Origin of the sequence: Microbacterium sp. RD1 (assembly GCF_052220165.1) — a bacterium.
In the GTDB taxonomy this organism is placed as follows: domain Bacteria; phylum Actinomycetota; class Actinomycetes; order Actinomycetales; family Microbacteriaceae; genus Microbacterium.
Genome location: NZ_JBQPOL010000003.1, coordinates 100,130 through 114,952 on the forward strand (window position 1 = coordinate 100,130; position 14,823 = coordinate 114,952).

The window sequence follows — 14,823 nt, forward strand, 5'->3', positions numbered from 1 at the left end:
TCAGGAGGCCTTCGCGGTCTTCTTCTTGGCCGTGGACGTCTTCGCGGACGCGGCCTTGGTCGACGCGCTCTTGGTCGACTTGGCCGCCGGCTTCGACGAGGAGGCCTTCGACGACGAGCTCTTCGTACCGGAGCTCTTCGCCTCCTCCGTCTTCGTGCCGCCGCCGCTGCGGGCCGCGCGACTGCGTTCCACGCTCGCGCGAAGCGCTTCCATGAGGTCGATCACCTCGCCGCCGGAATCCGCGTCCTCGGTCTCGCCGAACGTCGCGGCGGTGTCGACCGCGTCGCCCTGCTCGAGCTTCGCGTCGATCAGGGTCCGCAATTCCGCCTGATACTCGTCCGTGAACTCCTCGGGGTCGAAGTCCTTGGCGAAACTGTCGACGAGAGCCGCCGACATCTCCAGCTCCTTCGCCGAGATGCGCACCGACTCGTCGAGCGAGGGGAACGCCGCCTCGCGCACCTCATCGGACCACAGGAGCGTCTGCAGCACGAGCACGTCGCCGCGTACGCGCAGGGCCGCCAGGCGCGTCTTCTGCCGCAGCGAGAATCGCACGATCGCGGTGCGGTCCGTCTGCTCGAGCGTGCGCCGCAGCAGCACGTACGCCTTCGGCGAGGCGGAGTCGGGCTCGAGGTAGTACGCCTTGTCGAACGTCAGCGGGTCGACCTGCTCGGTGGGCACGAACTCGACGACGTCGATCTCACGGCTGCGCTCGGAGGGCAGCGCATCGAAGTCGTCCTTCGTGAGAACGACGGTGCGCTCTCCGTCGTCATACGCACGGTCGATGTCGGAGTACGGCACCACCTCGCCGTCGACCTCGCAGATGCGCTGGTACCGGATGCGGCCGCCGTCCTTGTTGTGCACCTGATGCAGGGGAACGTCGTGATCCTCCGTCGCGGAGTACACCTTCACCGGCACGTTGACGAGCCCGAACGTCAGCGCGCCCTTCCAGATCGACCTCATCTCACCAGTACACACCTGTCACACCCGTCCCGGCTATCCCCTTGCGCCGACACGGATACGGTGGTGCACATGGCCGCGGGCGATCAGACGGTGCGCATCGACGGCCGCCGGCTGCGCATCACCAACCTCGACAAGGTGTTGTATCCCGAGACCGGGACCACGAAGGGCGAGGTCATCGCCTACTACACGCGTATCGCGCCCTGGCTCATCCCGCACGTCACCGGGCGTCCGGTCACCCGCAAGCGGTGGCCCGACGGGGTGGGTACTCCGGATGCTCCGGGCATGTCGTTCTTCGCCAAAGACCTGGAGGCCGGTGCGCCGTCCTGGGTGCAGCGGCATCCGATCCCCCACTCGTCGGGTCCGAAGGATTATCCGCTCATCGGCGACGTGCCCACCCTCGTCTACCTCGCGCAGGTGGCGAGTCTCGAGCTCCACGTCCCGCAGTGGCGCTTCGCCCCCGACGGCGGACGCGGTCACCCCGACCGCCTCGTGCTGGACCTGGATCCCGGGCCCGGCGTCGGGCTCGCGGAGTGCGCCGAAGTGGCCCGCCACGCGCGGGCCATCCTCACGGACATGGGCATGGACACCTACCCGGTGACCAGCGGCAGCAAGGGTATCCACCTGTACGCGCCGCTCCCGGGTGAGCAGTCCAGTGACGCCATCACCGCCTTCGCCAAGGAGCTCGCCCGGGCCATCGAGGCCGATTCGCCCGACCTCGTGGTCAGCCAGATGGCGAAGTCCGCGCGGCCGGGGAAGGTGTTCATCGACTGGAGTCAGAACAACGGCTCGAAGACGACGATCGCGCCCTATTCGCTGCGCGGTCGTGAGGCCCCCACCGTGGCCGCGCCGCGCACGTGGGAGGAGCTCGAGGACCCGGGGCTGCGGCATCTGCTGTTCACCGAGGTGCTCGAGCGCGCCGGTGAGCTCGGCGACCCGATGAGCCCGCTCGGATTCCACGCGGGGGCGCGGTCGGCCGGCGACGGGCCGCTGAGCGTCTACATCGCCAAACGCACGGCGGGGTCGACACCCGAGCCGGTTCCGGCGAACCCGCTGGGCGCCACCGCATCCGACGGTCTTCCCCGCTTCGTCATCCAGGAGCACCACGCCTCGCGCCTGCACTGGGACCTCCGACTCGAGCGCGACGGCGTCCTGGCGAGCTGGGCCGTCCCCCGCGGCGTGCCGGCGACGGCGGCCCGCAACAACCTCGCCGTGCAGACCGAGGACCACCCGCTCGAGTACGCCACGTTCTCGGGCGAGATCCCCGCGGGCCAGTACGGGGCGGGTGTCATGACGATCTGGGACGAGGGCCGCTACGAGCTCGAGAAGTGGCGCGACGACGAGGTGATCTTCACGCTCGAGGGGCGGGCCGGCGGGCCTCTCGGCCGCGTGCGCCTCGCGCTCATCCGCACCGACGGGTCCGGGGAGAAGTCGACGTGGCTGCTGCATCGCATGAAGACGGATGCGGCGGGTCATCCGCAGCCCGACGGCGCCCCGGTCGTCCCGACCGAGCCCGACGGAGGCTCTCCGATGCCGCGGGCGACCGCCCCGGACGCGGGCACGGAAGCCCCTCGTGCCCGCCCCTCGGCCGATGTCCCGCGCGCCGCGAAGGCATCGCCGCCGGGTGAGACGACGCTGCCGCCGCGCGCCGAGCTGCGTCCGATGCTCGCGACCTCGGCATCCCCGGGCATCGCGCGCGCGTCGGCCCGACGCTGGGCGGACCAGGCGTGGGTCGAGGTGAAGTGGGACGGCATCCGCGCGGTCGCGGTCTGGGACGGATCCCGCCTGCACCTGCGCGCCCGCAGCGGCAACGACATGACCGCCGCCTACCCCGACCTGACGGCGGTCGACCTCGGACTCGGACCCGACCCGGTGGTCCTCGACGGCGAGATCGTGGCCCTCGACTCCCGCGGGCGTCCGAGCTTCCCCCTCCTCCAGACCCGGATGAATCTCGTCAAGCCGCGCGAGATCGCCCGTGAGGCCGAACGCACGCCCGTGAAGTACTTCGTGTTCGACATCCTGGTGCGCGGCGGTGACGACCTGACGTCGCTCTCCCTCGAAGAGCGTCGCACCGCACTTGAGCAGCTTCTCGCCGGGGTCGGCGAACCACTCGTGCTCCCGCCCGTCTTCGACGACGTCGACGGCGCCCTCACCGCCAGCGGCAGCTTCGGTCTGGAGGGGATCGTGGTGAAGGACCCCACGTCGACCTATCGGCGCGGCATCCGCTCGGAGCACTGGCTGAAGGTCAAGCTCACCCGCACCCAGGAGGTGGTGATCGGCGGGATCCGCCCCGGGCGCGGCAACCGCGGCGGCACCATCGGCTCCCTGCTCCTGGGGATCCCCGGCGAAGGCGGACTCGCCTACGCCGGCCGCGTGGGCACCGGCTTCAGCGAGGCGACGCTCGCCGATCTGCTCGGCCGGCTCACGCCGCTGCGGACGCCCGACAGCCCGTTCATCGACGTTCCGGCTCCGGATGCGCGCGACGCGCTGTGGGTGCGCCCCGAACTCGTCGGGGAGGTGGAGTTCGCCGAGTTCACCCCCGGCGGCATCCTGCGACACTCCCGGTGGCGGGGCCTGCGCCCCGACAAGACACCCGACGAGGTCGTCCGCGAGTCGTGAGACCTCAGGCGTGGCGGGCGTCGTCGTGCTCGATGTGTCCGGCCGGTTCCAGCTGGAAGGTCGAGTGCTCGACGTCGAAGTGATCACTCATGCATCCCTGGAGGGACGCCAGGATGCCGCCGGCGCGACCGTCGCGAAGCGTCGCATCGTCGACCACGACGTGCGCGCTGAAGACGGGGGCGCCGCGCGTGAGCTGCCAGACGTGCACGTCGTGGACGTCGACGACTCCGGGCGTGGCGAGGATGTGGTCGCGGATCTCCTGCACGTGCATGCCCTGGGGAGTGGACTCCCCCAGCACCGAGGTGACCTCGCGCAGCAGTCCGATCGCCCGCGGCACGATCATCGCCGCGATCAGAAGCGACGCGAGCGCGTCGGCGGGCGCCCACCCCGTCGCGACGATCACGATCGCCGCCACGATGACCGCGGCCGATCCGAGCAGGTCGCCGAGCACCTCGAGGTAGGCGCCGCGCACGTTGATGCTGGTGCGCTGGGCGCGGCCGAGGAGCCACAGCGCGACGGCGTTGGCGACGAGTCCGACGATCGCGACGACGAGCATCAGTCCGCCCGAGACCTCCGCCTCGCCCGGGTTCAGCAGGCGCATGACGGCCTCGATGCCGACCCAGATCGCGAGGGCGACGAGGATCACGCCGTTGGCGAGCGCGCCGAACACCTCGGCGCGCTGATACCCGTACGTCCGCCGGTCGTTCGCGGGTCGCGCAGCGACCGTGCTGGCGATCAACGCGATCACGAGGGCCGCCGCATCGGTGAACATGTGCGCCGCGTCGGCGAGCAGGGCGAGCGAGCCCGAGAGCGCCGCGCCGACGATCTGCACGACCAGCACGACGCAGGTGATCGCGAGGGAGATCGCCAGCAACCGGCGGTTGCTCCCCCCGCGGATGCCGGGCGCGTGATCGTGCATACAGCCAGGCTACGACTCCGGACGAGGCGGCGTCCGTCCTCCGCCGTACTCGGGAACGATGCTGATTCTCAACACCGTGCCACGCGACCGTCGCGGATTCGGAGATCGACGCCGGATTCGGATGCTGAAGACCGACGCGTCCGTATCCGGGTCGCCTCTCCGAATCTGTGGACGGCGCCGATGGTCACCGCGGATGTTCGGCGAGCTTCGCCTGCACCTCGCGCTCCAGGTGAAGCGCCGGATAGATGCCGAGGAACACCGCCATGGGCGCGAGCAACCGGACGTCGTGGATGCCGTGCGCGGCGTAGGTGCGCTCGAAGCGGTCGACGTAGAACCGGAAATCGCGTGGGGCGTCGTCGAGCCGCCGGGCCGACATGCCGGCCACCATGGCGGAGACGTAACCGATCTTCAGGCCCTTCATCGCCAGGTGCACGGCCAGGTCGAGGTCCTCGTGCATGAGGTCCTCCCGATCCGGGCACACGTCGTCGCGCACCTGCAGCCACGCGTCCTTGGTCAGCGCCATGTTGCTTCCGAAGAGGAAGACATAGTTCCCGGCGAGCTTCACCTGGATCTTTCGGAACGCGTCGTCGGCCTGATGCCCGAAGCCGCGCAGCGGCATGTCGTAGTACTCGACGGGCCCCGACGCGGCGACGAAATCCCCCGTGGCGAACGCCCGCTTCACCTGTTCGACCCAGTCCGGCATGATCGCCGAGTCCGCGTCGATGCGCCCGAGCACCTCCCCGCTCGCGGCATCGAATCCGGCGTTGCGGGTCGGAGTGATGCCCTGCTCGGCGTTCTGCGAGATGAGGCGGATGTGCGCATCCGGAAACGCCGCCGACATAGCCTCGACCGCCGCGCGCGTACCGTCGGTCGAGCGATTGTCGACGACCAGGATCTCCTCCGCCGGCACGGTCTGCGAGGCGGCCGCCACCAGACAGTGCCGGATGGTCGCCTCCTCGTTGTAGGCGGGGATGACGATGGTCACGGTGGGCGAGGTCATGGCTCCGACCGTAACCGACGACGGGTCAGAGCCGCTCGAGCAACGGCTGCAGTGCCGCGAACGCGCGCGCCCGGTGGGAGTGCGCGTTCTTCTCCTCGGCCGACCACTCGCCGACCGTGCGCTGGGCGCCCTCCTCCTGGCCGTCCGGGATGAAGACCGGGTCGTACCCGAAGCCTCCGGCTCCGGATGCGGCGCGCGCCAGTCGCCCGGGCCAGCGGCCCTCGACCGTCTCCGCCCCGCCGCCCGGGGTGACGAGAGCGATCGTCGAGACGAACTGCGCGGTGCGGTGCGGATCGGCGACATCGGAGAGCTGGTCGAGGAGCAGCTCGAGGTTGGCCCCCGCGTCCTTGGCGTGGCCTGCCCAGTACGCCGAGAACACCCCGGGCGCGCCGCCGAGGACGTCGACGCAGATGCCGGAGTCGTCGGCGAGCGCGGGAAGACGGGTGTGCGCCGCGGCGGCGCGCGCCTTGATCAGGGCGTTCTGCGCGAAGGTGACCCCGTCCTCGACGGGCTCCGGCCCGTCGTAGGGGACGACATCGAGATCGCTGCGCACACTCGCGACCAGAGCCTGGAACTCCGCGACCTTGTGCGGATTGTGCGTGGCGAGGACGATCCGCCGACGCGCGCCCGAGCTCACTCGGCAGGCCCCGCGAGGGCTGCGGCCTGCGCGTCGCGGAGGCCGGCGCATCCGGTCACTCCCAGCTCGAGCAGACGGTCGAGCTCGCTCTTGTCGAACGGTGCGCCCTCGGCTGTCCCCTGCACCTCCACGAAGAGCCCGCGCCCGGTGACGACGACGTTCATGTCGGTTCCCGCGCGGACGTCTTCGACATAGGCGAGGTCAAGCAGGGGCGTGCTGTCGACGATGCCGACGGAGATGGCCGAGACCGAATCGAACAGCACCTCCGATCGCTGCGCGATGAACTTGCGCTCCTTGCCCCAGGCGATCGCGTCTGCCAGGGCGACGTAGGCGCCCGTGATGGCTGCCGTGCGGGTGCCGCCGTCGGCCTGCAGCACATCGCAGTCGATCACGATGGTGTTCTCGCCGAGGGCCTTCGTGTCCACCACCGCGCGCAGGGCGCGGCCGATGAGGCGGGAGATCTCGTGAGTGCGCCCCCCGACACGGCCCTTGATGCTCTCGCGGTCGTTGCGGGTGTTGGTGGCGCGCGGCAGCATCGCGTACTCGGCCGTCACCCAGCCCTTGCCCTTCCCGGTGAGCCAGCGCGGCACACCATTGGTGAAGGAGGCGGTGCAGAGCACCCGGGTGTGACCGAAGCTGATCAGCGCCGATCCTTCGGCGTGATTGGACCAGCCTCTCTCGATGGTCACGGGGCGGAGCTCGTCGACGGCGCGGCCGTCAGCACGGGTGAAATCGGTCATCGGGTTACTTCCTTTTTCGGGTAGCTTCCAGTTCAGCAGGTTTCGGGCGGAGTTTCCCTGCGAACTTCCGGGAATGCGCGTCAGCGCGGCAGGTCGATGGCGCCGGTCTGAACCAGTTGCACGTCTCGCACCTCGCGGCCCATGAGGCGGTGCGCGAGTCGGACGAACTCCTCCGCCGAGTCGCCCGTCGCCTCGTACACGTGAGTGGGGACCGCGTCCGCATCGGCGAGCAGGTCGCGGCTCACGAGCTGGCGGTACACATCCTTCGCCGTCTCGGTGTCACTGGAGACGAGGCTGACGTCGGGTCCCATCACATAGCTGATGGCGCCCTCGAGGAACGGGTAGTGCGTGCAACCGAGCACGAGCGTGTCGACGCCGGCGTGGCGCAACGGCGAGAGGTACTGCTCGGCGAGGCTCAGCACGTCGGCGGAATCGGTCTCGCCGGCCTCCACGAATTCGACGAAACGGGGGCACGCCTGAGCGAAGACCGTCAGGCGCTCGTTCACCTCGAGCATGTCCTGGTACGCGCCGGAGGAGATCGTCCCCTCCGTGCCGATGACACCGATGCGGCCGTTGCGGGTGGTCGACATGGCGGTGCGGACAGCCGGGCCGATGACCTCGACGACCGGGACGTCGTAACGCTCCCGTGCGTCGCGGAGCATGGCGGCGGATGCGGTGTTGCACGCGATGACGAGCATCTTCACACCCTGCTCGACCAGCGAGTCGAGGACCTCCAGCGAATAGCGCCGGACGTCGGCGATCGGCTTCGGTCCGTACGGCGAGCGGGCGGTGTCACCGACGTACAGGATCGACTCCCTCGGCAACTGGGCCGATACGGCTCGCGCGACGGTAAGGCCGCCCACGCCGGAGTCGAAGATCCCGATCGGCGCGTTCGTCACGACATGCCACCCTACCCGGAGCGTCCGTGCGGATCCTCCCGACTGCCGCGATCGGTAGGGTGACCGCATGAGCGCGAGCACCGCCTTGCACACCGACCGTTACGAGCTGACGATGCTGGATGCCGCGCTCCGCGACGGCACGGCCGACCGGCGCTGCGTCTTCGAGGTGTTCGCCCGCCGGCTCCCCGGCGCCCGCCGCTTCGGCGTCGTGGCGGGGACGGGAAGACTGCTGTCGCTCGTGCGCGATTTCCGCTTCGGCGACGACGAGTTGCGGTTCCTCCGCGACGAGCGGATCGTGGACGCCGGCACGCTCGACTATCTCGCCGACTACCGTTTCGGCGGGGACATCCAGGGCTATCGGGAGGGCGAGCTGTACTTCCCGGGTTCGCCGATCCTCACCCTCGAGGGGACGTTCGCCGAGGCGGTCATCCTCGAGACGCTCGTGCTCTCGGTGCTCAATCACGACTCCGCGATCGCGACCGCCGCTGCGCGCATGAGCGTCGCCGCCGGCGACCGGCCGCTCGCGGAGATGGGATCGCGCCGCGCCGGTGAGGGCTCCGCGATCGCCGCCGCTCGCGCGGCGTACATCGCGGGCTTCGCCGCGACGAGCAACCTCGCCGCCGGTCGACGCTGGGGTGTTCCCACCATGGGCACCGCCGCCCACGCGTGGACGCTTCTGCACGACACCGAGGAGGACGCCTTCCGCTCCCAGGTGGCGGCGCTGGGGGCCGGCACGACGCTCCTCGTCGACACCTACGACATCCGCTCCGGCGTCGAGACCGCGGTGCGGGTGGCGGGCACCGGGCTCGGCGGCGTGCGCCTGGACTCCGGCGACCTTCCCACCGTGGCCGCCGACGTCCGTGTCCTCCTGGATGAGCTCGGAGCCACGGATACCCGCATCACGGTCACCAGCGACCTCGACGAGTTCGCCATTGCGGCGCTGGCCGCCTCCCCCGTCGATTCCTACGGCGTGGGGACATCGCTCGTGACCGGCTCGGGGACTCCCACGGCCGGGATGGTGTTCAAGCTCGTCGCTCGCCAGCACTCCGACGGTGCGTGGCAGGCCGTGGCGAAGACATCCGCCGACAAGGCCTCGCGTGGCGGGCGGAAGGCCGCTTTCCGCACCCGCGACGACGGCGTCGCGACGACGGAGCTCGTCGTGGTCTCGGACGGGTTCGAAGGGCCCGCACGTTCTTCCGAGCATCCGGATGCGCGGGCGCTTCAGGTACCGCTGGTGGTCGCGGGCGAGACTGACGCGTCGTTCGAAGGACCGCAGGGCGTGGCGGCGGCTCGTGCCCATCACGCGCGGGTACGCGAGGAGCTGCCGGTGCAGGCGCTCGCGCTCAGCCGATCCGATCCGGCGATCCCGACGATCTTTCGCGACGCCGAGTGAACGTCAGCTCTGCAGCGACTCGTAGATCTCTTTGCAGGTCGGGCACACCGGGAACTTCTCCGGATCGCGCCCCGGAGTCCACTTCTTGCCGCACAGCGCTCGCACGGGCTTGCCGGTGAGAGCGGACTCGAGGATCTTGTCCTTCTTGACGTAGTGCGAGAACCGCTCGTGATCGCCCGGCTCGACGTTCTCCTCGCGGATGAGCTCTTCCAGCTCGCGGTCGAGAGTGGCGATGCCGCCCTGGTCGGGCTGCTCGATGGGCGTGCTCATGATGTGCCAGTGTAGCGGCGGACCGGCCGGAGTGGTCGGGACGGGCGACCTCAGGATGCTTCGGCGAACTCCATGATGCGATCGCCGCGGCGGGTGAAGACGGCGGAGCCGATGGCGATGCCGGCGGCGAGGACGATGATGCCCCCGATGAGCCCGCCCCACAGCGCGGATGTTGCATAGGCGACGTTCTCGGTGAGGGCGAGCCAGGCCAACCACAGCGTCGGTGCGCTGAGCACGATCGCCCCGACCATGACGAGCGCCTGGGCGATGACTCCCCCGGATCCGGTGCGCTGCGGCTGCTGGAAGGGGCTGTCCCCGGGCCGGGACACCGCGTATGGCGCGGCTGCCGAGGCGATGCTCGACAGCCCGAGACCGGAGAGGAACAGCGCCGCACAGACGCCGGCGAGGGCGGGCAGGATCGCCCACCGTCCGTGCAGCGCGGTGGCGACCGACACGGCGATGGCGAGGATGGGGAGGCCGATGAGGACGATGGGGACGAGGCGCCCGATGCGATCCGCCGAGCCGCGCACGCCGCTGGCCAGATGCATCCACACCGCCGTGGAGTCGTAGGCGACGTCGTTGTGCGGCAGCCATCCGAAGAACAGCGCCATCAGCGGCACCGGCACGAGGACGACGACCTGCCACGGCACTCCCGCGATCACCAGGGGGACGACAGTGAGAACAGCGGCGAACGGGATGACTGCCACGTTGACGAGGTAGCGGCGGTCGCGCAGCCAGTAGACGAGGCTGCGCGCGGCGATCGCCCCGCCGGGCGTCCCGGGCGCGACGGCGAACCACCCCAGCCCGCCGCGCTCGCGCACCGCGACGGGCCGCTCGATGGTGGTCAGCATCCGGATCACCAGGACGACCCACAGGAGCGCGAGCACGACCACGGTCGTCAACGCGATCGCGAGGCCGGCGCCCCATGCCGCCTGTGCGGTCGCGGGGATCGACCACGCGGCACCGAGCGGCGTGAGAGCGAGCACGTGAGCGGCTTCGCGCAGCTGCACCGGCACCGCCCCCCGCCATTCGAGCGAGGCGAGGAAGACGCCGACGGAAACGACCACGACGACGATCGCGACGAGGAACACGCTGGTCAGCTCTCGCGAGCGTCGCTGCCGGACGACGAGCGCCGCGATCGCCTCGCTCACACGGGCCAGCAGGGAGCAGATGAGGATGCTCAGCAGCACCGAGACCGCTCCGAGTCCGGGGGCGGTCCCCTGGTCACGCCACATGACGGCGGCGGAGACGGCGAGGGCAAGGACGACGAGCACCGGGACGCTCACAAGGCCCACGAGAGCCAGGACGGCCGAGAGCGGGCCCGGCGAGAGCCCGGTCACCGCGAAACGGCGCGGGTCCAGCGGATCGGTGGCCCCGAGGAAGAGGGGCGCCAGGGCGAAGCCGAGGGTGATGGCGGAACCGCCGAGGACCGTCACCACTTCGGCGACCGCCGCGGACGAGTCGCGCAGACTCAGGACGGCGACGCAGGCCGCCCCGACCGCGGCGACGAGCACGACGAGACCGATCACCATCCGGATCTGATGGCGACGGTCGCCGCGGAGGGCGCCGAGGAGTGACGCGAGCCTCAGTCGGAGAACGTGTGCAGCCACTCGAGACCCTCCACGTCGCCGAGACCGCCGGCCAGCTCGAGGAAGCGCTCCTGGAGCGTGCCCGCGCCGCGCACCTCGTCGACGGTGCCCTCGGCGAGCACCTGGCCTGCCACGAGCACCGCGACGCGCGTGCAGACGCGCTCGACGAGCTCCATGCCATGGCTCGACAGGATGACCGTGCCGCCGTGCTGCACGTAGGTGCCCAGGATGTCGAGGATGACCGCGCTGGAGACCGGGTCGACCGACTCGAAGGGCTCGTCGAGCACGAGCAGCCGGGGTGAGTGGATCATCGCGCCGGCCAGCATCACCTTCTTCGTCATACCGGCGGAGTAGTCGGACACCGGCCTGCCGAGCGCTTCGACGAGGTCGAACGCGCGCGCCAGATCGCTGATGCGGCTCTCGACGACCGCCGACGACAGTCCGCGCAGCACGCCGTAGTAATACAGCAGCTGCCGACCGGTCAGGCGGTCGAAGGTGCGCAACCGGTCGGGAAGAACCCCCATGGCCCGCTTGGCGCGGGCGGGGTCGGCGCGCACGTCGATGCCGTTGACGGCGATGCTGCCGGAGTCGGCGCGGAGCAGACCCGCGATCATCGACAGGGTCGTCGTCTTCCCGGCCCCGTTCGGTCCGACGATGCCGTAGAACGACCCGGCCGGCACCGACAGGTCGACGCCGTCGACGGCGACTGTCGCACCGAAGGACTTCGCCACCCCCGTCAGCGCGAGCGCAGGCACATCGGAAGCACCGATCGGAGCCGCGGCGTCTTCGGGCGCGTCGGCGGGAACGAGGACGGGAGCCGCCTCCCGCGGGTGCGCGGGTTCCGGTTCAGTGCCCAGCGGCTCACGCGTCGGCCGTCCGGATTCTCCCAGGGCGACCGCCTCCGGCTCGACCTCGAGCTGCTCCGGCTCGGCCTCGGGCTCGGCACGGGAGTCCGCGACGATCACCGCGGGCACCTCCTCGACGGGGCCATCGTGGGCGGGGGTCCCGATGCCCGGGGCGGTCGCGACGAGCGCGTCGATCCCGGCTTCCGTCTCGACGTCCGGCGTGATCTCCCGCGCCGGCTCGACGCCTGCGTCGATCCCGGCTTCCGTCTCGACGTCCGGCGTGATCTCGGATTCCGTCTCGACAGGCGGGACCTCGGAATCCGTCTCGACGATCGACGGGACCTCGGGATCCGTCCCGACGAGAGCCTCAGGCTCCCCCGCGGCGTCCGCCGACGCGGCGGGCTCGTTCCCGGGATGCGCCGGCTCGTCCGTGGCGACCGCGTCTCCCGTGGACGAGGCGGTCGCGGGCAGCGGGGGCAGCGGAGGCAGTGGCGGGATGAGGATGTGGTCCGGAAGCGGCGGCGGAGGAGGAACCGGAGGCGCGGCGGGCGCGGACACGACGTCGGCGTTTGCGGGCGCGTTCGCCGCAGCGGGCGCGGCTGCCGTCGCTCGCGGCGCTGCCGGCCGCTTGGCCGCCGATGGCCGCGGCGCAGGCTTCTTGGCGCCGGCCGGGGCGGACGCCGTCTTCGCCCCCGTCGCCCGCGGGGTCGTCGCTTTGGCGGCGGATGACTTCGCGGCGGTGGACTTCGACGCGGTCGTCTTCGTCGTGGCCGGTGTGCGGGCAGCCGTCGTCTTCGTCGCCGCGGGCTTCCGCGCCGCGGTGCTCTTGGACGTCGACGTGCGCGGGCTCGAGGGCTTCGGAGTGTCGGCACTCGCCGGGGCCGCGTCTTCCGCCGTCTTCGGCGCTGCGGGCGGCTTCTTCGCGGGGGCCTTGCGAGCAGGTGTCCGGCGAGGCGTGGGGGGCGCCGTCGATTCCGCGCTCGAGGTGCCCTCGCCGTCGGAATCCGGGGGAAGGTTCTCAGGCAGCGGAAGGGAGGCTGTCATCGGTCCAAACTATCAAGTCGCGGCGACACTCCGAGCCGCTCCCGCCACCTTCCCAGCAGCTACACCATGGATCACGAATCGGCAACGGCTGCCGCGCATTGTGCAGGCTTCCAGGGAGCATCGCTACCATGAAGGTCGCACAAAGGAGTGGCTTTCCGGTGAACCGGAAGTGAACCAACCCCAGGAGCAACAGTGTCCCCTCAGATCGTCATCCTCGCCGCCGGGCTCGGCTCGCGTCTCGGGCGCAGCCTGCCCAAGCCGCTCACCGAACTGAGCGACGGACGCAGCATCATGCGCCAGCAGCACGACAACATCCGCGCCGCCTTCGGTCGCGAGGCTCGCATCCTCACTGTCGTGGGCTATCGCGCCGAGACCATCGTCGATGCCTTCCCCGACGCCGACTACGTCTACAACGAGCGCTACGACCAGACCAACACGTCCAAGAGCCTTCTTCGGGCACTCGCCCAGACCGGCAAGGGCGGCGTGCTGTGGATGAACGGCGACGTCGTCTTCGACCCTCGTGTCCTCGGCCGCGCGCTGCCGCTCATGGAGCGCGACCAGTCCTTCGTCACGGTGAACACCGCCAAGGTCAGCGACGAAGAGGTCAAGTACACCGTCGACGCCGAGGGCTTCATCAAGGAGCTCTCGAAGGTCGTCGTGGGCGGCATCGGCGAAGCGGTGGGGATCAACTACATCTCGGCGCGCGACAAGAAGGCGTTCCAGCGCCAGCTCGCCCGCGTGAACGACCAGGACTACTTCGAGCGCGGCCTCGAGCTGGCGATCACGGAGGACGGCGTGCGTCTCGAGCCTCTCGACATCTCCGATCTGTACGCCGTCGAGGTCGACTTCGCCGAAGACCTCGAGCGCGCCAACCACTTCGTGTGACGCACCCGCCCGGCACGCAGCCGGCGGACGGAGGCTCGCTGCGATGAGCGACAAGGTGCATCGCATCCATTCGCTGCCCGACGATTCGCCCTGGTCGGGCGGCCTCCCTCCGCCCGGGTCGGAAGAGCACCCGCATGCCATCCGGATGCTCGATCGAGTCCTGGCGATCCAGCGGCCGGTCGTGCTCGCGCATCTGCGCAGCATCCGCCTGCGCCACCCGGATGCTGCACCCTCCGACATCCTGCGGATCCTCGAGCGACGCTATCTCAGCGCGGTCACCGCCGGAGGAGCCGCGGTCGGAGCCACCGCCGTGGTCCCCGGGATCGGGACGGGCGTGACGCTGGCGCTCAGCGGGGTCGAGACTGTCGCGTTCCTCGAGGCGACCACGCTGTTCGCACAGTCGGTCGCCGAGGTCCACGGCGTCGCGGTCGAGGACCCCGATCGCGCGCGAGCGCTCGTCCTCACCCTCATGCTCGGCAAGGAGGGCGTCGATCTGCTCGCTCAACTGGCAGGGCAGGCCGTGGGCCGAGGGCCGACACGCGCGGGCTACTGGGGCGACCTCGTCACCAAGACGTTGCCGCGAGCGGCGGTCGGCCCCGTCGTCGACCGGCTCAAAGCCACGTTCATCCGGCAGTTCGCCGCTCGCGGCGGAGCGTCCTGGGTGGGCAAGGCGCTCCCGTTCGGCATCGGCGCCGCCATCGGCGGTGCCGGCAATCACATCCTCGGGCGCCGCGTGCTCGTCGGGTCTCGGCGCGCGTTCGGCGCTCCGCCCGCGATCCTCCCCCGCGACCTCGAACCGCGCGACGGTGCGCGCCGCGTGGAACACTCGGCCGTCGCCGGTGCCCGCCGCGTCGGCGACTCGGTCGCCGGTGCGACAGCGTCGGCCCTTCGCGGCATCGCGGGCGTCGGTCGATCGGTCGGCACGGCGACGCGGCGCGCCCGCCGCGCCCTCCCCGGCGGCCCATCTCATGACGACGACGCCGAGGGCAATCCCCCGCCTTCGCAGAGCGAGGATCGATAGCCTCC

General features: G+C 70.7%; 13 protein-coding genes. 4 read left to right on the forward strand and 9 right to left on the reverse strand.

Annotated elements, in window-relative coordinates; all coding sequences use genetic code 11:
- Positions 1–960 (reverse strand): non-homologous end joining protein Ku, encoded by a 960-nt coding sequence (gene ku / locus ACTU3I_RS14995; protein ID WP_442926515.1) that lies wholly within the window; start codon positions 958–960, stop codon positions 1–3.
- 69 nt (positions 961–1,029) lie between these two features.
- Between ku and ACTU3I_RS15000 the strand changes: the two genes are divergently transcribed.
- Entirely contained in the window at positions 1,030–3,576 is a 2,547-nt protein-coding gene (locus tag ACTU3I_RS15000; protein ID WP_442926516.1) for an ATP-dependent DNA ligase, read from the forward strand.
- A 4-nt stretch (positions 3,577–3,580) separates the two neighbouring features.
- Here ACTU3I_RS15000 and ACTU3I_RS15005 read toward each other — a convergent pair whose 3' ends face one another.
- From ACTU3I_RS15005 to murI, 5 genes are all read right to left on the reverse strand, one after another.
- Positions 3,581–4,495 carry a cation diffusion facilitator family transporter gene (locus ACTU3I_RS15005; protein WP_442926517.1) on the reverse strand — a complete coding sequence of 305 codons (915 nt, stop codon included), beginning with the start codon at positions 4,493–4,495 and terminating at the stop codon, positions 3,581–3,583.
- A gap of 184 nt (positions 4,496–4,679) precedes the next feature.
- Entirely contained in the window at positions 4,680–5,495 is an 816-nt protein-coding gene (locus tag ACTU3I_RS15010) for a glycosyltransferase (protein ID WP_442926518.1), read from the reverse strand.
- 25 nt (positions 5,496–5,520) lie between these two features.
- Entirely contained in the window at positions 5,521–6,183 is a 663-nt protein-coding gene (gene rdgB, locus ACTU3I_RS15015; RefSeq protein WP_442926519.1) for an RdgB/HAM1 family non-canonical purine NTP pyrophosphatase, read from the reverse strand.
- Positions 6,129–6,872 (reverse strand): ribonuclease PH, encoded by a 744-nt coding sequence (rph, locus tag ACTU3I_RS15020; RefSeq protein ID WP_442926520.1) that lies wholly within the window; start codon positions 6,870–6,872, stop codon positions 6,129–6,131. The genes rdgB and rph overlap by 55 nt, the downstream gene beginning before the upstream one ends.
- Positions 6,873–6,952: 80 nt before the next feature.
- Positions 6,953–7,771: a glutamate racemase gene (murI, locus tag ACTU3I_RS15025; RefSeq protein ID WP_442926521.1), complete on the reverse strand. Its 819-nt coding sequence runs from the start codon at positions 7,769–7,771 to the stop codon at positions 6,953–6,955.
- Between the two features lie 67 nt (positions 7,772–7,838).
- Between murI and ACTU3I_RS15030 the strand changes: the two genes are divergently transcribed.
- Positions 7,839–9,164 carry a nicotinate phosphoribosyltransferase gene (locus tag ACTU3I_RS15030; RefSeq protein ID WP_442926522.1) on the forward strand — a complete coding sequence of 442 codons (1,326 nt, stop codon included), beginning with the start codon at positions 7,839–7,841 and terminating at the stop codon, positions 9,162–9,164.
- 3 nt (positions 9,165–9,167) lie between these two features.
- Here the strand turns inward: ACTU3I_RS15030 and ACTU3I_RS15035 are convergent, their stop codons facing one another.
- The 3 genes from ACTU3I_RS15035 to ACTU3I_RS15045 are packed head-to-tail and all read right to left on the reverse strand — an operon-like array spanning position 9,168 to position 12,912.
- Positions 9,168–9,434 carry a DUF3039 domain-containing protein gene (locus ACTU3I_RS15035; RefSeq protein ID WP_442926523.1) on the reverse strand — a complete coding sequence of 89 codons (267 nt, stop codon included), beginning with the start codon at positions 9,432–9,434 and terminating at the stop codon, positions 9,168–9,170.
- A gap of 50 nt (positions 9,435–9,484) precedes the next feature.
- Positions 9,485–11,044: a hypothetical protein gene (locus tag ACTU3I_RS15040; protein ID WP_442926524.1), complete on the reverse strand. Its 1,560-nt coding sequence runs from the start codon at positions 11,042–11,044 to the stop codon at positions 9,485–9,487.
- A complete protein-coding gene (locus ACTU3I_RS15045; RefSeq protein ID WP_442926525.1) occupies positions 11,020–12,912 on the reverse strand; it encodes an ATP-binding cassette domain-containing protein in 1,893 nt (630 codons plus the stop codon). The genes ACTU3I_RS15040 and ACTU3I_RS15045 overlap by 25 nt, the downstream gene beginning before the upstream one ends.
- 192 nt (positions 12,913–13,104) lie before the next feature.
- Between ACTU3I_RS15045 and ACTU3I_RS15050 the strand changes: the two genes are divergently transcribed.
- Positions 13,105–13,797, forward strand: coding sequence for a phosphocholine cytidylyltransferase family protein (locus tag ACTU3I_RS15050; RefSeq protein WP_442926526.1), 693 nt, complete (start codon positions 13,105–13,107; stop codon positions 13,795–13,797).
- Positions 13,798–13,840: 43 nt separating this feature from the next.
- Positions 13,841–14,818 carry a hypothetical protein gene (locus ACTU3I_RS15055; RefSeq protein WP_442926527.1) on the forward strand — a complete coding sequence of 326 codons (978 nt, stop codon included), beginning with the start codon at positions 13,841–13,843 and terminating at the stop codon, positions 14,816–14,818.
- Positions 14,819–14,823: the final 5 nt, after the last annotated feature.

Excerpts from the sequence above, each read along its gene's own strand:
- ku (WP_442926515.1), bottom strand. The coding sequence starts at position 960 with ATGAGGTCGATCTGGAAGGGCGCGCTGACGTTCGGGCTCGTCAACGTG.
- ACTU3I_RS15000 (WP_442926516.1), top strand. The coding sequence starts at position 1,030 with ATGGCCGCGGGCGATCAGACGGTGCGCATCGACGGCCGCCGGCTGCGC.
- ACTU3I_RS15005 (WP_442926517.1), bottom strand. The coding sequence starts at position 4,495 with ATGCACGATCACGCGCCCGGCATCCGCGGGGGGAGCAACCGCCGGTTG.
- ACTU3I_RS15010 (WP_442926518.1), bottom strand. The coding sequence starts at position 5,495 with ATGACCTCGCCCACCGTGACCATCGTCATCCCCGCCTACAACGAGGAG.
- rdgB (WP_442926519.1), bottom strand. The coding sequence starts at position 6,183 with ATGCGCCGGCCTCCGCGACGCGCAGGCCGCAGCCCTCGCGGGGCCTGC.
- rph (WP_442926520.1), bottom strand. The coding sequence starts at position 6,872 with ATGACCGATTTCACCCGTGCTGACGGCCGCGCCGTCGACGAGCTCCGC.
- ACTU3I_RS15030 (WP_442926522.1), top strand. The coding sequence starts at position 7,839 with ATGAGCGCGAGCACCGCCTTGCACACCGACCGTTACGAGCTGACGATG.
- ACTU3I_RS15035 (WP_442926523.1), bottom strand. The coding sequence starts at position 9,434 with ATGAGCACGCCCATCGAGCAGCCCGACCAGGGCGGCATCGCCACTCTC.
- ACTU3I_RS15045 (WP_442926525.1), bottom strand. The coding sequence starts at position 12,912 with ATGACAGCCTCCCTTCCGCTGCCTGAGAACCTTCCCCCGGATTCCGAC.
- ACTU3I_RS15055 (WP_442926527.1), top strand. The coding sequence starts at position 13,841 with ATGAGCGACAAGGTGCATCGCATCCATTCGCTGCCCGACGATTCGCCC.